This window comes from Kluyvera fluvialis, from assembly GCF_059725275.1.
Genome location: NZ_AP046142.1, coordinates 4923223 through 4941312, shown reverse-complemented (window position 1 = coordinate 4941312; position 18090 = coordinate 4923223). Strand labels below are relative to the sequence as shown.

17 protein-coding genes are annotated in these 18090 nt (G+C 51.3%); 2 read left to right on the top strand and 15 right to left on the bottom strand.

Translation table 11 applies throughout. The features are described 5' to 3' along the window. Nucleotides 1-352 precede the first annotated feature (352 nt). From AC6I4B_RS23305 to asnC, 13 genes are all read right to left on the bottom strand, one after another. Entirely contained in the window at nucleotides 353-772 is a 420-nt protein-coding gene (locus AC6I4B_RS23305; protein WP_064540602.1) for a F0F1 ATP synthase subunit epsilon, read from the bottom strand. A gap of 20 nt (nucleotides 773-792) precedes the next feature. Then, nucleotides 793-2175: a F0F1 ATP synthase subunit beta gene (gene atpD / locus AC6I4B_RS23300; protein ID WP_497768515.1), complete on the bottom strand. Its 1383-nt coding sequence runs from the start codon at nucleotides 2173-2175 to the stop codon at nucleotides 793-795. Nucleotides 2176-2201: 26 nt separating this feature from the next. Continuing rightward, on the bottom strand, nucleotides 2202-3065 hold the full coding sequence (gene atpG / locus AC6I4B_RS23295) for a F0F1 ATP synthase subunit gamma (RefSeq protein WP_497768513.1): 864 nt from the start codon (nucleotides 3063-3065) through the stop codon (nucleotides 2202-2204). Nucleotides 3066-3114: 49 nt separating this feature from the next. Continuing rightward, on the bottom strand, nucleotides 3115-4656 hold the full coding sequence (gene atpA, locus AC6I4B_RS23290; protein ID WP_497768511.1) for a F0F1 ATP synthase subunit alpha: 1542 nt from the start codon (nucleotides 4654-4656) through the stop codon (nucleotides 3115-3117). A 12-nt stretch (nucleotides 4657-4668) separates the two neighbouring features. Beyond that, nucleotides 4669-5202, bottom strand: a complete 534-nt coding sequence (gene atpH / locus AC6I4B_RS23285; protein WP_497768509.1) for a F0F1 ATP synthase subunit delta — start codon at nucleotides 5200-5202, stop codon at nucleotides 4669-4671. Between the two features lie 14 nt (nucleotides 5203-5216). Next, the gene (gene atpF, locus AC6I4B_RS23280) at nucleotides 5217-5687 is read right to left on the bottom strand and encodes a F0F1 ATP synthase subunit B (protein ID WP_064540589.1); all 471 of its coding nucleotides are present in this window, start codon (nucleotides 5685-5687) and stop codon (nucleotides 5217-5219) included. 65 nt (nucleotides 5688-5752) lie between these two features. Beyond that, nucleotides 5753-5992, bottom strand: a complete 240-nt coding sequence (gene atpE, locus AC6I4B_RS23275; protein WP_497768507.1) for a F0F1 ATP synthase subunit C — start codon at nucleotides 5990-5992, stop codon at nucleotides 5753-5755. A gap of 46 nt (nucleotides 5993-6038) precedes the next feature. Next, nucleotides 6039-6854 carry a F0F1 ATP synthase subunit A gene (atpB, locus tag AC6I4B_RS23270; protein WP_497768505.1) on the bottom strand — a complete coding sequence of 272 codons (816 nt, stop codon included), beginning with the start codon at nucleotides 6852-6854 and terminating at the stop codon, nucleotides 6039-6041. Nucleotides 6855-6861: 7 nt separating this feature from the next. Next, on the bottom strand, nucleotides 6862-7242 hold the full coding sequence (gene atpI / locus AC6I4B_RS23265; RefSeq protein ID WP_497768504.1) for a F0F1 ATP synthase subunit I: 381 nt from the start codon (nucleotides 7240-7242) through the stop codon (nucleotides 6862-6864). Between the two features lie 614 nt (nucleotides 7243-7856). Further along, complete coding sequence (rsmG, locus tag AC6I4B_RS23260; protein ID WP_497768502.1) at nucleotides 7857-8480, bottom strand: 16S rRNA (guanine(527)-N(7))-methyltransferase RsmG; 624 nt, start codon at nucleotides 8478-8480, stop codon at nucleotides 7857-7859. A gap of 109 nt (nucleotides 8481-8589) precedes the next feature. Next, nucleotides 8590-10479: a tRNA uridine-5-carboxymethylaminomethyl(34) synthesis enzyme MnmG gene (gene mnmG / locus AC6I4B_RS23255; protein ID WP_497768500.1), complete on the bottom strand. Its 1890-nt coding sequence runs from the start codon at nucleotides 10477-10479 to the stop codon at nucleotides 8590-8592. Nucleotides 10480-10852: 373 nt separating this feature from the next. After that, nucleotides 10853-11302, bottom strand: coding sequence for an FMN-binding protein MioC (gene mioC / locus AC6I4B_RS23250; protein ID WP_497768498.1), 450 nt, complete (start codon nucleotides 11300-11302; stop codon nucleotides 10853-10855). 87 nt (nucleotides 11303-11389) lie between these two features. Continuing rightward, a complete protein-coding gene (gene asnC, locus AC6I4B_RS23245) occupies nucleotides 11390-11848 on the bottom strand; it encodes a transcriptional regulator AsnC (RefSeq protein ID WP_497768497.1) in 459 nt (152 codons plus the stop codon). A gap of 151 nt (nucleotides 11849-11999) precedes the next feature. Between asnC and asnA the strand changes: the two genes are divergently transcribed. Continuing rightward, nucleotides 12000-12992: an aspartate--ammonia ligase gene (gene asnA / locus AC6I4B_RS23240; protein WP_497768495.1), complete on the top strand. Its 993-nt coding sequence runs from the start codon at nucleotides 12000-12002 to the stop codon at nucleotides 12990-12992. A gap of 2 nt (nucleotides 12993-12994) precedes the next feature. On the opposite strand, the gene viaA is transcribed toward asnA, so the two are convergent. Together viaA and ravA are read right to left on the bottom strand one after the other, a co-directional pair. After that, nucleotides 12995-14446, bottom strand: coding sequence for an ATPase RavA stimulator ViaA (gene viaA / locus AC6I4B_RS23235; protein WP_497768494.1), 1452 nt, complete (start codon nucleotides 14444-14446; stop codon nucleotides 12995-12997). Then, the gene (ravA, locus tag AC6I4B_RS23230; protein WP_497768492.1) at nucleotides 14440-15939 is read right to left on the bottom strand and encodes an ATPase RavA; all 1500 of its coding nucleotides are present in this window, start codon (nucleotides 15937-15939) and stop codon (nucleotides 14440-14442) included. Before ravA ends, viaA begins: the two co-directional genes overlap by 7 nt. A gap of 218 nt (nucleotides 15940-16157) precedes the next feature. Here ravA and kup point away from each other — a divergent pair, with 218 nt between their 5' ends. Then, a complete protein-coding gene (gene kup / locus AC6I4B_RS23225; protein WP_497768491.1) occupies nucleotides 16158-18026 on the top strand; it encodes a low affinity potassium transporter Kup in 1869 nt (622 codons plus the stop codon). The last annotated feature ends 64 nt before the right edge of the window (nucleotides 18027-18090 follow it).

Sequence of the window (18090 nt, the reverse complement as noted above, 5' to 3'; positions counted from 1 at the left end):
GTTGTGGTTTTCGTTAGCGGTACAGCGTCTTACAGAACGTTGTCTGACCCGCATCACGCGGCCAGAGCGGATACCATTACAGATTGAAGGTACCGAAAGAAATGTTCATAGAGCTGAAAAGTGCGATGATTTTGTTGATCAGTTTCATGGTTTTTATCCTGCGATAGTAGCGTTAATTTCTGTGATTCTCATCACAAAACGAAGTCTACTCCTCTCATTTTTATCGATCAACAGTTTTGTGACTCAAATCACAAAATATTTAAAACACTTTTTCAGTTTCATTTAAACTAAAACAAGACATAAAAAAAGCCAGCCTGGAAACCAGACTGGCTTTTTGACTTTCAAGCCGGTGTTACATCGCTTTTTTGGTCAACTCGATAACGCGCAGTTTAGCGATCGCTTTGGCCAGTTCCGCAGACGCCTGAGCGTAATCCACGTCACCATGAGAGCTCTTAATGTGCTCTTCGGCCTTACGTTTCGCTTCCAGAGCTCGCGCTTCGTCGAGATCCTGGCCGCGAATCGCGGTATCAGCCAGAACGGTCACTGTGCCAGACTGCACTTCAAGAATGCCGCCGGACAGATAGATAAACTCTTCATGACCGTGCTGTTTAACGATGCGAATCATACCAGGCTTAATGGCGGTGAGCAGCGGTGCGTGCCCTGGGTAAATACCCAGCTCACCTTCGCTACCCGTTACCTGGATTTTTTCGACCAGACCAGAGAACATTTGTTGCTCTGCGCTGACGACGTCCAGGTGGTAAGTCATTGCCATATCACCCTCCGATTAAGGCGTTAAAGTTTTTTGGCTTTTTCCACTGCTTCGTCAATGGAACCGACCATGTAGAACGCCTGCTCCGGCAGGTGATCGTATTCGCCGTCCATGATGCCTTTAAAGCCACGGATGGTGTCTTTCAGCGCAACGTATTTGCCCGGAGAACCGGTAAATACTTCTGCTACGAAGAACGGCTGGGACAGGAAACGCTGAATTTTACGAGCGCGTGCTACCACCAGTTTATCTTCTTCAGACAGTTCATCCATACCCAGGATGGCGATGATGTCTTTCAGTTCCTGATAACGCTGCAGGATGGACTGAACGCCACGCGCGGTGTCGTAGTGTTCCTGACCAACAACCAGCGGATCCAGCTGACGGCTGGTGGAGTCCAGCGGGTCAACGGCTGGGTAGATACCCAGAGACGCGATCTGACGGCTCAGTACCACGGTTGCATCTAAGTGAGCAAAGGTGGTTGCTGGGGATGGGTCAGTCAAGTCATCCGCAGGTACGTATACCGCCTGTACGGAGGTGATAGAACCGGTTTTGGTAGAGGTGATACGTTCCTGAAGAACACCCATCTCTTCCGCCAGAGTCGGCTGATAACCTACCGCAGAAGGCATACGACCCAGCAGTGCAGATACTTCTGTACCGGCCAGGGTATAACGGTAGATGTTATCGACGAACAGCAGAACGTCACGGCCTTCGTCACGGAATTTCTCAGCCATGGTCAGGCCGGTCAGTGCAACGCGCAGACGGTTTCCCGGTGGCTCGTTCATCTGGCCATACACCAGGGATACTTTGTCGATAACGTTGGAGTCGGTCATTTCGTGGTAGAAGTCGTTACCCTCACGAGTACGTTCACCCACGCCTGCAAACACAGAGTAACCGGAGTGCTCGATCGCGATGTTACGGATCAGCTCCATCATGTTTACAGTTTTACCAACACCCGCACCACCGAACAGACCGACTTTACCGCCCTTCGCGAACGGACACATCAGGTCGATAACTTTGATGCCGGTTTCCAGCAGTTCCTGAGAGTTTGACAGCTCTTCATAGGATGGTGCTGCGCGGTGGATAGCCCAACGCTCTTCTTCGCCGATGTCGCCTTTCATGTCTACCGGTTGACCCAGTACGTTCATGATACGACCCAACGTTGCTTTACCTACCGGGACTTCGATCGGGTGCTCAAGGTCTTTAACTTCCAGACCACGACGCAGACCATCGGAAGAACCCATTGCGATGGTACGTACGATACCGCCGCCGAGCTGCTGCTGAACTTCCAGCACCAGAACTTCATTACCATTCTGTACCTCAAGAGCTTCGTACACGCGCGGTACGGAATCCTGAGGGAATTCGACGTCAACTACGGCGCCGATTACCTGGACAATTTTTCCAGTAGCCATCTTGAATCCTCTACGAATTAACCTGGTTATACCGCGGATGCACCACCGACGATCTCGGTGAGTTCCTGAGTAATGCTGGCCTGACGAGCTTTGTTGTATACCAACTGCAGCTCTTTAATCAGGCTGCCGCCATTGTCGGTCGCGGCTTTCATCGCCACCATACGTGCGGCCTGCTCGCTGGCCAGGTTTTCTACCACGCCCTGATAAACCTGAGATTCGACATAACGACGCAGCAGGGTATCCAGCAGCGCTTTCGGATCTGGCTCATACAGGTAATCCCAGGATTTCCGCTTCAGTTCTTCATCTTCTGATGCCGGCAGCGGCAGCAGTTGAGTGATAGTCGGAGTCTGAGACATGGTGTTAATAAATTTGTTGCTGACAATATAAAGCTTGTCCAGACGACCTTCGTCGTAGGCCTGCAACATCACTTTTACCGGACCGATCAGTTCGGACAGGGCAGGTTTATCGCCCATACCAGTAACCTGAGCGACAACATTGCCACCTACGGTATTAAAGAAGGACACACCTTTAGAGCCGATCATTGCGAGGTCGCACTGAACGCCTTTTTCGGACCATGCCTTCATATCCGCCAGCAGTTTCTTGAACAGGTTAATGTTCAAACCACCGCACAGACCACGGTCGGTAGACACCACCAGGTAGCCCACGCGTTTAACGTCGCGTTCTTCCAGGTACGGGTGCTTATATTCCAGATTACCGTTCGCAAGGTGACCAATCACTTTGCGCATGGTTTCTGCATAAGGACGGCTGGCCGCCATGCGATCCTGCGATTTACGCATTTTGGAAGCGGCGACCATCTCCATCGCTTTAGTGATCTTTTGCGTGTTCTGGACGCTTGCGATCTTACTACGTATCTCTTTTGCGCCGGCCATGAGCTTCTCCTCAATGCCTACGGCCTGCCCTAAGACAGGCCGTCAGACTTTACCAGGACTGGGTTGCTTTGAAGGAATCGAGGATGCCTTTCAGCTTGCCTTCGATTTCGTCGTTATAGCCACCGGACTGGTTGATCTCTTGCATCAACGGAGCGTGATCACGGTCAACGTAAGCCAGCAGAGCGGCTTCGAAGCTACCGATTTTCGCCAGTTCAACATCCGCCAGATAACCACGTTCTGCTGCATACAGAACCAGAGCTTGTTGCGCGACAGACATCGGCGCGTACTGTTTCTGTTTCAGCAGTTCAGTTACTTTCTGACCGTGGTCCAGCTGCTTACGGGTTGCATCGTCAAGGTCAGATGCAAACTGGGAGAACGCTGCCAGTTCACGATACTGTGCCAGAGCGGTACGGATACCACCGGACAGTTTCTTCATGATCTTGGTCTGAGCAGCACCACCCACACGGGATACGGAGATACCAGGGTTAACCGCAGGACGAATACCGGCGTTAAACAGGTTGGTTTCCAGGAAGATCTGACCATCGGTAATGGAGATTACGTTGGTCGGAACGAACGCAGAAACGTCACCCGCTTGGGTTTCGATAATCGGCAGAGCGGTCAGAGAGCCGGTTTTCCCTTTCACTTCACCTTTAGTGAAGGCTTCGACGTAGTCGGCGTTAACACGCGCAGCACGCTCCAACAGACGGGAGTGGAGGTAGAATACGTCGCCTGGGAATGCTTCACGTCCTGGTGGACGACGGAGCAGCAGGGAAATCTGACGGTATGCGACAGCCTGTTTAGACAGGTCATCGTAAATGATCAGCGCATCTTCCCCACGGTCGCGGAAGTATTCGCCCATTGCACAACCGGCATATGGCGCCAGATATTGCAGTGCAGCGGATTCAGACGCGGTTGCCACAACAACGATGGTGTTAGCCAGCGCGCCGTGTTCTTCCAGTTTACGTACCACGTTAGAAATGGTGGACGCTTTCTGGCCGATAGCCACGTAGACACACTTGATGCCGGAATCACGTTGGTTGATGATGGCGTCGATTGCCAGCGCGGTTTTACCGGTCTGACGGTCACCGATGATCAATTCACGCTGACCACGACCGATTGGGATCATGGCATCAACAGATTTATAACCGGTCTGAACCGGCTGATCTACGGATTGACGTTCGATTACGCCCGGTGCGATTGCTTCAACAGCAGAGAAGCCGTCGTTATCCAGCGCACCTTTACCATCGATTGGCGCACCCAGGGTGTTAACCACACGGCCCAGCAGGCCACGGCCAACCGGAACTTCCAGGATACGACCCGTACACTTAACCGTCATGCCTTCGGCGAGGTCAGAGTATGGACCCATCACAACTGCACCTACGGAGTCGCGCTCCAGGTTCAGTGCGATAGCGTAACGGTTACCCGGCAGGGAAATCATCTCACCCTGCATACAATCGGCAAGGCCGTGAATGCGGATAACACCGTCACTTACAGAAACAATAGTACCTTCGTTGTGAGCTTCGCTCACCACATTGAACTGAGCAATGCGCTGCTTGATCAGTTCGCTGATTTCGGTGGAATTCAGTTGCATGCTCCAGTCCCCTTAAGACTGCAAGACGTCTGCAAGGCGATCAAGACGGCTGCGTACGCTACCATCAATGACCATATCACCCGCACGGATGATAACACCTGCCATTACAGACTTATCGATTTTGCAATTCAGCTTAACTTTGCGTGACAGACGCTTTTCCATCGCGGCGCTGATTTTCGCAAGCTGTTCTTCACTCAATGCGGTGGCGGAAGTGACTTCTACCTCAGAGGTAGCCTCACTCGCGGCGCGCAGGTGAACAAACTGCTCAAGAACATCAGGGAGCACTTTCAGACGACCATTTTCAGCCATAACCTTAATCAGGTTCTGACCATTTTCGTCCAGTTGCTCACCACAAACAGCGATAAACGACGTTGAGAGCGTTTCCGGTGCCAGTGCACCAGACAAAAGCTCTGTCATTTGTTCGTTCTTCGTCACTTCGGCGGCAAACGCCAGCATGTCCTGCCAGTGTTCTACACAGTTGTGTTCGACGGCAAAGTCAAAAGCTGCTTTGGCGTAGGGGCGAGCTACCGTAACAAATTCAGACATCAGCCCCTCCCTCCTTACAGTTCAGCGACAAGTTTATCCACGATGTCGCTGTTAGCAGCTTCATCCACGGAACGTTCGATGATCTTCTCGGCGCCAGCAACAGCCAGGATAGCGACTTGCTTACGCAGCTCTTCACGAGCACGTTTACGCTCAGCGTCGATTTCAGCCTGAGCTTGTGCCACGATTTTAGTACGTTCCTGTTCTGCTTCAGCTTTAGCTTCGTCCAGAATCTGAGAGCGACGTTTGTTCGCCTGCTCGATGATTACCTGGGCTTCCGCTTTCGCTTTTTTCAGCTGGTCGGTCGCATTGGCCTGTGCAAGGTCCAAATCCTTTTTAGCTCGTTCTGCAGAAGAAAGACCGTCAGCAATTTCTTTTTGACGTTTTTCGATGGCAGCCATTAACGGCGGCCATACGTATTTCATGCAGAACAGAACGAACAGGACAAACGCGATGGCCTGGCCGAGGATTGTTGCGTTAAGATTCACAGCACAATGCCTCTTATCTAGTTAACGTTCTGATATTGCTCTTACTTAATTCAAAGCAACGCTTACTACGCGACAGCAAACATCACGTACAGACCCAGACCAACAGCGATCATTGGGATAGCATCCACCAGACCCATAACGATAAAGAACTGAGTACGCAGCAGTGGAATCAGATCCGGTTGACGCGCTGCGCCTTCCAGGAATTTGCCCCCGAGGATGCCGATACCGATCGCAGCACCGATTGCCGCCAGACCCATCATCAAAGCGGCAGCCATGTACAGCAGATCAACATTCAGGTTTTCCATGACAATCTCCAGTTTGTTTCAGTTAAAACGTAGTAGTATTGGTAAATTAATGCTCTTCAGACGCCATCGACAGATAGACGATCGTCAGAACCATGAAGATGAAGGCTTGCAGCGTAATAATCAGGATGTGGAAAATGGCCCACGGCACATTCAGAATCCACTGTGACCACCACGGCAACAGACCAGCAATCAGAATGAAAATCAGCTCACCGGCATACATATTACCGAACAGTCGCAGACCAAGAGAAACTGGTTTGGACAGCAGGCTTACCCCTTCAAGGATTAAGTTGACAGGAATAAATGCCCAGTGATTGAACGGCTGAAGCGTCAACTCTTTCGTGAAGCCACCGATGCCTTTCATTTTGATGCTGTAGAACAAAATCAGGATAAACACGCCCAGAGCCATCGACAGAGTGATGTTCACGTCAGCAGACGGAACCACACGCAGTGCAGGCAGACCAAGGATATGCTCGCCAATGTACGGCAGCAGGTCGATAGGCAGTAAGTCCATCAAGTTCATCAGGAATACCCAGACGAAAATCGTCAGGGCTAGCGGAGCGATAACCTTGCTTTTGCCATGGTACATGTCTTTGACACTGCCATGAACAAAGCCGATTACCAGCTCAATCGCGGTCTGAAATTTGCCTGGTACGCCGCTGGTTGCTTTTTTGGCAACGCTACGGAACGTAAGCAGGAACAACAGACCCAGAACCACCGAGAAGAACATGGAGTCAATATTGAGCGTCCAGAAGGTGGCTGGGGGGTTATGCGGATCTACCAGCGAGAATGTACGCAGGTCCAGCTGAAGGTTATTCAGGTGGTGCCCTATGTAATCCTGCGGCGTCATATTTTCTGAAGCCATGATGCCTTTACCCTTTGTTGTTAATTACAGCAGGTGCCAGTATCTGAACCACTAGCACCAAAATCCATGTCACTATTAGCGGTGTAAATACCGCCTTCAATACCGCCAGCGCCACTATCAGCAACACTAACATCGCCAGCACCTTAAACGCTTCACCAAAAGCGAACGTCCAGGCCACCAGGCCTTTAGCGGGAGTATGTACCTGGTGACGCCAGGCAAAAATCATAAACAACATATTAGGCAGTAACACTGCCAGGCCTCCACAAACAGCGGAGATGCCCCAGAAGGGGTCTTTAAGGCTGAACAGCAATCCACTTGCTACCACTGCCAGAAGCTGAATAGACAGAAGCTTACGAGCAACGTTTCGACTCACGAGCGACATAGACATCACGTTTGAACTCCTGCTCCCTTCGAGGTATGCCGCGTGTCGTATAAAACGTTCTTTAAAGCTCGGAGTCAAGCCTCAAAAAGCGGACAAATTATACGGTGACGCTTCGTGATTTCAAACAATAAGTAGCCAAAAGGTGAATAAATATTTAAATATTTTTCATTCGCGCTATTTTTCTACATTTTGTCAAAGTGTGAACCATCGTACAAAAATGCAAATACCGCGAAAACAGCAATCACAAAGCGTGCTCACGATCACATATTAAACATTTACGAGTTAAGCCTTTGATTAAACGTCGCAAAATATTACTTCTCATCGTTTTGATATGTAAGAATAAATTTCCATATTCTTTTAAAAACACATCGATACAGAACAAAAACCATTCATTGACATTTATAATAACTTATTAACATAGCTAAATAGCCTCAAACCTGACTTATAGCAGGCTGATATTTTCCATGTTTACTATTTTTATCGTTAACAAAAAAAGCTCCGTTACTATCAAGATAAAAACAAGTTAAGCTATCGTTAAATTAAACGGTTCACAGGTACTGCGAATAACGCATTTGTTAACACCTGAAACCGCATTTTTTTTCCATTTTTTTTGATAAAAATTAAATTTTATTTGGTGTAATTATCACCAAATGACGCTCCCCTTCCAACTGAGGAACCCGTAGTTCAACAACGGATTCAACGCTGAACGCTACTGGAAGCTGCGTAATTTCATCTTCAGGCAGTTGGCCCTTAAGTGCATAAAAACGCCCTTCTTTGCCCGGCAGATGGTGACACCAGTTGACCATATCGGTCAGTGAAGCAAATGCACGGCTGATAACCCCGTCAAACGGCGGCTCGGCGGGGAAATCCTCAACACGACTCTGCACCGGCGTAACGTTTGTCAGCGCAAGCTCATGCTGCACCTGACGCAGGAAGCGTACGCGCTTACCCAGACTATCCAGCAGCGTAAAATGCGCATCTGGACGCACGATGGACAGCGGAATCCCCGGTAGACCAGGGCCTGTACCGACATCGATAAAGCGTTCGCCTTTCAGAGACGGCGCAACCACGATGCTGTCGAGAATGTGGCGCACCAACATCTCATTAGGGTCACGAACGGAGGTCAGGTTGTATGCCTTATTCCATTTGTGCAGCATATCTACGTACGCCACAAGCTGGTTTTTCTGGTGATCGGTGAGCGAAATTCCTGCTTCATCCAGCAGACGAGAAAGTTTGTTTAGCACGGAGGTTACCTGTTAACGATGATTTAGAGGATGTGGGCTTCGCCTTATCCAGCCGACGTTGTAGTTGTAGGCCCGGTAAGCGTAGCGCCACCGGGCATTATTCGATTGATTATGCGCTACGGCGCAGCAAACCTTGCTTCTTCAGCCATACCAGCAGAATGGAGATAGCGGCTGGAGTAATCCCGGAGATACGCGATGCCTGGCCTATCGAAACGGGTTTGTGATCGTTGAGTTTAGCAATCACTTCGTTAGACAAGCCGTTCACCTGACGATAATCCAGCGTCGCTGGCAGCAGGGTATTTTCATTGCGCTGCTGCTTTTCAATCTCGTCTTGCTGACGCGCGATATAGCCTTCGTATTTAACCTGAATCTCAACCTGCTCTGCCGCCTGCGAGTCTTCTAGTGCAGGGGAGAACGGCGTTAATGCCGTCAGCTGTTGGTAGGTCATTTCCGGGCGGCGCAGCAGATCTTCACCGCTGGCTTCGCGCGATAACGGCGCGCTCAGGTGAGTATTCACTTCGCCCGCAGATTCAGAAGATGGCGCAACCCACGTTGATTTCAGACGTTGGCGCTCACGTTCGATATTTTCCAGCTTCTCATTGAAACGCGCCCAGCGAACATCATCCACCAGACCCAGTTCACGACCCGCTTCGGTCAGACGCAGATCGGCGTTGTCTTCACGCAACATCAGGCGGTATTCCGCACGTGAGGTGAACATACGGTACGGTTCTTTAGTCCCCAGAGTACACAGATCGTCTACCAGTACGCCAAGGTAAGCCTGATCACGACGTGGCGCCCAGCCCTCTTTCTCAGCAGAGAAACGAGCAGCATTCAGACCGGCGAGCAGACCTTGCGCAGCAGCCTCTTCGTAACCGGTTGTACCGTTGATTTGGCCAGCAAAGAACAGGCCGTGGATGAATTTGCTCTCCAGCGTTGGTTTCAGATCACGTGGATCGAAGAAGTCATACTCAATGGCATAACCAGGACGAACGATCTTCGCGTTTTCCATTCCCTGCATGGAGCGGACAATTTGCATTTGCACATCGAACGGCAGGCTGGTGGAGATCCCGTTCGGATAAATTTCGTTAGAGGTCAGCCCTTCCGGCTCAAGGAAGATCTGATGCTGATTACGATCGGCAAAACGCATCACTTTGTCTTCGATAGACGGGCAATAACGTGGGCCGATCCCTTCAATCACACCAGCATACATCGGGCTGCGATCGAGGTTATTGCGAATAACGTCGTGTGTTTTCTCATTGGTATAGGTGACGTAGCACGGAACCTGACGCGGATGCTGAGATGCCTCGCCGAGGAATGAGAAAACAGGCATTGGGTTATCGCCGTGCTGCTGAGCGAGAACGCTGAAATCGATAGTACGCGCGTCGATACGCGGTGGCGTCCCAGTTTTCAGACGGCTTACGCGCAGCGGCAGTTCACGCAGACGACGAGACAGCGGGATAGATGGCGGATCGCCAGCACGGCCACCGCTGTAGTTATCCAAACCGATATGAATTTTGCCATCGAGGAACGTCCCGACGGTCAGTACAACCGCTTTAGCGCGGAATTTAAGCCCCATCTGGGTTACCGCACCAACCACACGATCGTTTTCGACGATCAGATCTTCCACCGCCTGCTGGAAAATCATCAGGTTCGGTTGATTCTCAAGCGCAGTGCGCACGGCTTGTCTGTAGAGCACACGATCCGCCTGCGCTCGGGTTGCCCGAACGGCTGGGCCTTTGCTGGCGTTTAGTATCCTAAACTGGATACCCGCATGGTCAATTGCTGTTGCCATCAGGCCGCCAAGCGCATCCACTTCTTTTACCAGGTGTCCTTTCCCAATGCCGCCAATCGCCGGGTTGCAGCTCATCTGCCCTAGCGTGTCGATATTGTGTGTCAAAAGCAGGGTCTGTTGACCCATACGCGCTGCGGCCATCGCGGCCTCAGTGCCTGCATGACCCCCGCCAATGATGATGACGTCAAAAGGATCCTGATAAAACATGGTGGTTTGCCTCGCGTAAAGCGGTTTGAAAATGGATTGAAGCCCGGGCCGTGGATTCTACTCAACTTTAGTCGATGGAGAAAGAGTCCGGATCTTGAGTATTAAAAAGAAGATCTTTTTATTTAGAGATCTGTTTTATTGTGATCTCTTATTAGGATCGCTAATGTCTGTGGATAAGTGCGATCCGCATTTTAAGATCAACTGTTTAAGGCGGATCGTTATCTGTGAATGATCGGTGATCCTGGTCAGTATAAGCTGGGATCAAAATGGAGGGTTATGCACAGGGCAAAAACTAGCCAACGGTTATTCTTTGGATAACTACCGGTTGATCCAAGCTTTTACCCATAGTTATCCACACAATAAATGTCGATCTTTACAAATCTCTGAGCAAAAGATGCCAGGATCCCAACCAAATTTCGGCCGGATCTTCGGGAATTTCATGTTCCAGCACGTTTATTTTGAGCGTCTCGCCAATCTGTTTGGCTCCACAGGCTTTCAGTTCGGCGTCTAATTTGTCGATTGCGCCACAGAAAGTGTCGTATTCGCGGCTACCGATACCTATCGCACCATAGCGAACCCCTGAGAGATCCGGTTTTTGCTCACGCAATGCATCATATAAAGGTTGCAGGTTGTCAGGAATGTCACCTGCACCGTGCGTGGAGCTAACCACCAGCCAAATTCCTTCACTCGGAAGTTCATCCAGCATCGGGCCGTGCAGCATTTCACTGGAAAAACCAGCCTCGTCCAGCTTTTCAGCCAGATGTTCTGCTACATATTCCGCACTGCCAAGCGTACTGCCACTGATAAGCGTGATATCTGCCATGCTGCCCACCTTTATAAAGAAGGCGTATTGTACGCTGTGAAGGGGCTGGGATCTACCTGTGGAAAAGTATGGGATTAAAAAAACCGATCACGGCTTGATGGTACGCATAATCGGGTTTTGCAGCACGATCAATGTTTCAGTGGACTGAATTTCATCAATTGTTTGGATCTTGTTGATAAGTACCTGCTGAAGGGCGTCGATCGACTTACACATCACCTTTATAAAGATGCTGTAGTGGCCGGTGGTGTAGTACGCCTCAGTTACCTCGTCCAGGCTTTCCAGGCGTGCGAGTGCGGAAGGGTAGTCTTTGGCGCTCTTCAAAATAATGCCAATAAAGCAGCCGACGTCGTAGCCCAACTGTTTAGGGCTAACATCGACGTGCGCGCCGGTAATGATCCCCGCCTGCTTCATTTTCTCTACGCGAACGTGAATAGTTCCAGGGCTAACGGCGAATTGTTTGGCTAATTCGGCGTAGGCGGTGCGGGCATTTTCCATCAATGCTTCAAGGATGCCGCGATCCAGATTGTCGATCTGATAATTTTCCATAGGTTTTTCTTATGCTGATTGATGATTCACTCTATTTTAGCTGTTTATTTTATCGAATCAAAAGTGAGTAAGGCTTTTTATTGTTTGATTATTGAATTGATGCCCCTTTTTGTTGCTTAATCAATGGCAACAGGACGCAGGAGTAAAAATAATGAAAACCGCATACATCGCAAAACAACGCCAGATTAGTTTCGTTAAATCCTATTTTTCCCGTCAGCTGGAAGAGAAGCTGGGGCTTATTGAAGTTCAGGCTCCTATCTTAAGCCGCGTGGGGGATGGGACGCAGGATAACCTGTCTGGTTGCGAGAAGGCGGTTCAGGTGAAAGTGAAAGCACTGCCAGACGCCCAGTTCGAAGTGGTTCATTCACTTGCGAAATGGAAGCGTCAAACCCTGGGACAACACGACTTCAGCGCGGGCGAAGGGCTGTACACGCACATGAAAGCCCTTCGCCCCGATGAAGACCGACTCTCTCCGATTCACTCCGTTTACGTTGACCAGTGGGACTGGGAACGCGTGATGGGTGATGATGAGCGCCATATCGGTACGCTGGAAAGCACCGTGCAGGCTATCTGGGCGGGAATCAAAGAAACGGAAGCCGCTGTGAGTAAAGAATTTGGTCTGACACCGTTCCTGCCAGAACAGATTCACTTCGTTCACAGCGAAACACTGCTGAGCCGCTATCCGGGGCTGGACGCCAAAGGGCGCGAACGCGCCATCGCCAAAGAGCTGGGCGCGGTCTTCCTGATTGGGATCGGCGGTAAATTATCTGATGGCCATCGCCACGATGTGCGAGCGCCAGACTACGACGACTGGAGTACCCAGAGCGCGTCCGGCTTTGCCGGTCTGAACGGTGACATTCTGGTGTGGAACCCTATTCTTGAAGATGCGTTTGAGCTTTCTTCAATGGGGATTCGCGTTGACGCAAAAGCGCTGAAACACCAGTTAGCGCTGACCAGCGATGAGGATCGTCTCCAGCTTGAATGGCACCAGGCGCTGTTGCGCGGCGAGATGCCGCAGACTATCGGCGGTGGTATTGGTCAGTCACGCTTGACCATGCTGTTGCTGCAACTCTCGCATATCGGCCAGGTGCAGTGCGGTGTGTGGCCTACCCAGGTGCGCGAAAGCATCACTTCTCTTCTTTAATATTAACGCCGCCAGCGTCTCAGCAGGCGGCTACGCAACCCGGTATCGAAGCGCCAGATATGATCAAAGATGCGCATGATGCCGGGTTTGCCATGTGCAGACATCGCCACCGCATGAAATCGGTGCTGATGCTTGTGCTGTAAATCCGCCACCGTTTTCACTACCTCATCCGGCAGCCTTTGAGCGATAAAGTCGGAAATCACTACCGCGTCGGCATCCTGCCACTGTGGGTTTTGTAGATGTTCAAGGATCGCGCGAAAACAGCTCGCCATGTCTGTGCCGCCGCGAAAACGCTGGCTTAAAAAGCGAATCGCCTGCTCCAGCCCCTGAGTGTGGGTTAGCTCGTAGCGCACCACTTCGTTAGAAAACAGCATGATGTAGCAACGGCGGTTATCCGCCAGCGCGACGCGCATCAAGGCCAGACAGAAGGCTTTTGCACACTGTTCATTGAAGCCGCCCATCGAACCGGATGTATCGACGCAGACGATAAACGGCCCGCGCGGTTGTTGGTCTTCATCCTGACGAATGACCGGACGCTCGGTAATTTTTTCCCGCCAGGTTTCGCCGTGCAGGCGGTAGGTCAGTAGCTGTTTTTCCACCAGCCGACGGTAAAATTCATATTCCAGCTCGGTAATGCCCAGTGTCGCCAGCTCCGTCGGCAGCAAACGCAAGATATCATCGCTTTGCTGGATACCGTCAACCTGCTCAGGAACAATAGAAGGCTCGCGCACTAACGTGCGGAACGTTTCCATCGGTGCATCTTTCTTGGGCACTAATTTGGCCTGTCGGGAGCGCCCTAGCTGTTCGGCCAGGCGCATAAGCTCCGGCTGCTGGCTAAGAAAATCACCGTATTTGACGATAAGCTGATAGTCACCGCGTTTAAGCTGGCCTGCGCTCATATCCCACAGCCGCCCACCAGCGTTGTCGTTTTCCACCAGCACCGGCTCAAGCTGGCCACTGAGGGTCATCCGTTCCTGCACTTCGCTGAGCAGTTGTTCACGCTCTTCTTCCAGCAGTTGCTGGTTAATCGACGTGACCTGCACCACCAGGCTTAAGCGCCAGCGCTGAAGAAACAGCGTATGCAGCGCTGGGGTAAACGTGCTGTTGTTGGCGACCAAGTGCTGTGCCTGCGCGGCATAAGGTGACTGTACGCGTGTTAGCAGCGCCTGAATTTGCGGTAACTGCACAATAAATTGTGGCGTGGATAAGAGCTGGCTTTGCTGATAGCAAATCACCTCTTCTTCCAGTTCTGGCGAAATCTGCACGCTTTTCAGCCGGTTCTTGAACGTTTCTTGCAAACGAGGCAGATCATCGGTGATAGCGCTTTTTAAACGTGGGAATTTCTCAAAGAAAATCGCTAACTGTGGCGAAGCCAGCAGGGCGATGATCATCTCTTCGATCATCCCCTCCTCGCTGACCGCTAACATGACGTTGAGCGTATCAACGGTCAGCATTGCTGTGCCTGTTTGATTTGCGCGGCGACATCTTGCAGGCTGGCCTCAATACGCCCCAACCACTCTTCATTAATAAACAGGCATTTTTGCTGCTCGCTAAAGCGGTTGTGCTGCTGGTGCCACTCTTCGTTCAGGGCATCCAGCTGTTGGCGAATCTCGGCAGGCATATTTTCCGGTGTTTCAGAGCCTGGTAGTGACAAGCGCGATCCTTGCAGGCTCACGTCGCGCACCACCAGATGCTGAGCGCCATCGACTTCCATATTCAACGTTAACGCAAAGCCGATACCGTTGAGCTTGCCGCGAATCTCCCCGCCCTTTTCCAGCCAGTTTGCTAATGCCTGGCGTTCGAAAGTGATATGAATCACCTCGATATCGTGCAGTTTTAGCGGCTTTTGCAATAACAGTGTCACCGTCGGCGACTGGATTTCTGGCGGTAGTTCGTAATGCGGTTTACGGCTGAACATGCCTCCCAGGCGGATGACTTTCAGCGCGGTTTTGTCGCTTTGCTGCTGTTGTAGCTGAAGGCGCTGTTGCGTGATTGCGCCCAACTTATTCAGCATAGCCTGTTGCTGCCACGCATGTCCGGTCATCAAAATATCTATCTGTTGTTGCAGCAAATTCCGGCTTTCTGCGTCGTGCCACAGGCACTCCTGAAGCAGGATCAGATCGATAGGTGCGATCGCATCGCGGCCGCTGAAAAAGGCGCAGGCTTGCAGCAGACGAATGGCTTTTTTCCAGCGTCGGTCGGAAACGTACGGCGCGCTGGGCAGATTATCTAACTGCTGACGCAGGGTGAAAATCAGCTCAAAGACGGCATCCGGTAATTTGACGTTACCGATGTCTTGCTGCCATTTGAAATACTCTTCATCCGTCACCTGTAAACTGGCGGGAATCAGGTCGCCGCTCTCATCTTGCTGGCTAATCAGCATTGAGCGAAAATTCCCTTTATCCTGCACTTTATCGAGCCACAGACGAATCAGCATACGGTCGTATAGCGCTTCGAGGCTGCTTTCGGCTTCCGGTAGTTCGTTCGAGGCAGCCACCAGTAGACGCATAGGGATCTTCTCGACGCTTGCGCCGTTGCGGAAGTGGCGTTCGTTAATCGCCGTCAGTAAGGTGTTGAGGATGGCCGGGCCTGCTTTCCAGATTTCATCCAGAAAGACTATCTCGGCTTCCGGTAAATAGCCTGCGGTCAGGCGCTCGTAACGGCCTTCATCTTTCAACGCTTGAATAGACAGCGGCCCAAACACCTCTTCCGGCGTGGAGAAGCGCGTCATCAGATATTCGAACGCGCGGGCGTGCTGAAACGCGTATTTCAGACGGCGGGCTATCAAACTTTTGGCGATACCTGGCGGGCCAAGTAAAAACACGCTTTCGCCGCTCAGCGCCGCTAACAGGCATAGACGAATCGCATGACTGCGTTCGAAAAGACCTTTTTCCAGCGCGCTACTTAACCGCGAAATTCTTTCGGCTAATAAATGTGGTTGGGCCATAATTAACATGCGTCCTTTCGCCGTTTGTCCGGCTAACTGGCTGAGTATAGTCGTTTAAGTCTCGAGGTGAATAGCTTGAATAGAACTCGCAATTGCTTGAGCCAGATTAAGATGAGGTAATTAAGGGGTACGATTTTACTGTTAATCGTGCATACTGTGCGCTTTTAGTGGGCCAAGGGACTAGGCACACATTTGTTTCATAAACGAAAGACTAGTCTATGAGCACTGATAAGAAACAATCTCTATCAGCGATAACACTCGCTGCAATCGGCGTGGTATACGGCGACATTGGTACCAGCCCTCTCTACACGCTTCGTGAATGTTTGTCCGGTCAGTTTGGTTTTGGTGTCGAACGTGACGCGGTTTTTGGCTTTTTGTCATTAATCTTCTGGCTGCTGGTTTTTGTTGTCTCCATTAAGTACCTGACTTTCGTCATGCGTGCAGATAACGCGGGTGAAGGCGGTATCCTGACGCTGATGTCACTTGCCGGGCGTAATACCTCGGCGCGGATGACCTCAGTGCTGGTGATTATGGGGCTAATCGGCGGCAGCTTCTTCTATGGCGAAGTGGTGATAACCCCGGCCATCTCGGTGATGTCGGCGATTGAAGGTCTGGAAATTGTCGCGCCGCAGCTCGATAGCTGGATTGTGCCGCTTTCCATTATGGTACTGACGCTGCTGTTTATGATTCAAAAGCACGGCACGGGAATGGTCGGCAAACTCTTTGCGCCGATTATGCTGATTTGGTTCCTGATCCTCGCTGTGCTGGGGCTACGCAGTATTATCACCAACCCTGAAGTGCTACAGGCGCTAAACCCTATGTGGGCGGTGCACTTCTTCCTTGAGTACAAAACGGTCTCCTTTGTGGCGCTAGGCGCCGTGGTGCTGTCGATTACTGGGGTAGAGGCGCTGTATGCCGATATGGGCCACTTCGGTAAGTTGCCGATTCGCCTCGCGTGGTTCTCGGTGGTATTGCCGTCTCTGGTGCTGAACTACTTCGGCCAGGGCGCGCTGCTGTTGAAACACCCAGAAGCGATTAAAAACCCGTTCTTCCTGCTGGCTCCTGACTGGGCGCTGATTCCGCTGCTGATTATTGCCGCGCTGGCGACCGTTATCGCGTCACAGGCGGTTATCTCTGGGGTCTTCTCGTTGACGCGTCAGGCGGTGCGTTTGGGCTATTTGTCACCGATGCGCATCATTCACACCTCAGAAATGGAGTCCGGCCAGATTTACATTCCGTTTATCAACTGGCTGCTGTACTTCTCGGTTGTGGTGGTGATTGTCAGCTTCGAGCACTCCAGCAACCTGGCGGCGGCGTACGGTATCGCGGTAACTGGCACTATGGTGCTGACTTCTATTCTCTCCACCACCGTGGCGCGTAAAAACTGGCACTGGAACAAGTATTTTGTCGCGCTGATTCTGGTGGCGTTCCTGTGTGTGGATATCCCGCTGTTCTCGGCGAACCTTGATAAAATTGTCTCCGGTGGTTGGCTGCCGCTAACGCTCGGTCTTATCATGTTCACCATCATGACCACCTGGAAAAGCGAGCGTTTCCGTCTGCTGCGCCGTATGCATGAGCACGGTAACTCTTTGGAAGCGATGATTGCCTCTTTAGAGAAATCGCCGCCGGTACGCGTTCCAGGCACTGCGGTGTATATGTCGCGCGCGCTGAACGTTATTCCGTTCGCCATGTTGCACAACCTTAAACACAATAAGGTGTTGCATGAGCGCGTTATCCTGCTGACGCTGCGCACGGAAGATGCGCCGTACGTTCACAATGTGCGTCGTGTACAGATAGAACAGCTATCGCCGACTTTCTGGCGTGTGGTTGCGAGCTACGGCTGGCGTGAAACGCCAAACGTTGAAGAGGTGTTCCACCGCTGTGGCCTGGAAGGGCTGAGCTGCCGAATGATGGAAACCTCGTTCTTTATGTCGCACGAGTCGCTGATTGTCGGTAAACGTCCGTGGTATCTGCGCCTGCGCGGTAAGTTGTATCTACTGCTGCAACGCAACGCCCTGCGCGCGCCGGATCAGTTCGAAATCCCGCCGAATCGGGTTATCGAGCTGGGTACTCAGGTCGAAATCTAATGCTTATCACGCCCTCCCTCGTTTTGACGGAGGGCGTTTTTTCTCTCTTTCCTCTCATCTTGCG